Origin of the sequence: Pannonibacter sp., from assembly GCF_051860505.1 — a bacterium.
In the GTDB taxonomy this organism is placed as follows: domain Bacteria; phylum Pseudomonadota; class Alphaproteobacteria; order Rhizobiales; family Stappiaceae; genus Pannonibacter.
Map to the genome: position 1 here is coordinate 1 of NZ_JBHYDX010000052.1, position 610 is coordinate 610.

1 protein-coding gene and 1 pseudogene are annotated in these 610 nt (G+C 61.3%); both read left to right on the forward strand.

The genetic code is table 11. The annotated features are described in order from the left end of the window. On the forward strand, positions 1 to 352 hold a 352-nt coding region (locus ACTIFE_RS20435; protein WP_439530987.1), incomplete at its 5' end, for a (2Fe-2S)-binding protein. Next, positions 345 to 610: pseudogene (locus tag ACTIFE_RS20440) on the forward strand (xanthine dehydrogenase family protein molybdopterin-binding subunit); the annotation flags it as partial. The gene ACTIFE_RS20435 and the pseudogene ACTIFE_RS20440, both read left to right, overlap by 8 nt.

Genomic DNA, 610 nt, shown 5'->3' on the forward strand with positions numbered 1-610 from the left:
ATCGCAATGCGGCGCCTGCACCGTCGATATCGATGGACAAGCGGTCAAGTCCTGCACGGTTCTTGCTGTCATGGCCGACGGCGCATCCATAACAACGGTCGAGGGCCTCGCGCCAGCGGGTGGCGCGCTGGATCCGATCCAGGCAGCCTTTCACGAGCATCACGCCTTGCAATGCGGCTTCTGTACACCGGGAATGATTATGAGCGTGCGGCAGTTGCTTAAGCAGCATCCGAATCCAACCGAACACGACATCCGCCACAACCTCACCGGCAACATCTGCCGTTGCACCGGCTACCACAACATCGTGCGCGCGGTTGAGTCGCTCGCAGCGGGGGCACAACGCCATGACTGAAACATCCGCCATCAAATACATGGGCCAGCCGCTGCGGCGGCGCGAAGACTTCAAATTTATCACCGGCAAGGGACGCTTCACGGACGACATGAAATCGCCGGGCATGCTTCATATGGCGGTGTTGCGGTCGCCGCATGCCCACGCCAACATCAGGAACGTCGATTTGTCCGCGGCCCAAGCCGCCCCGGGTGTTCGCCTCGCATTGTCCGGCGCGGACCTCGCCGGCAAGATCGGATCGATAGAGCCCAACTGGGTCAT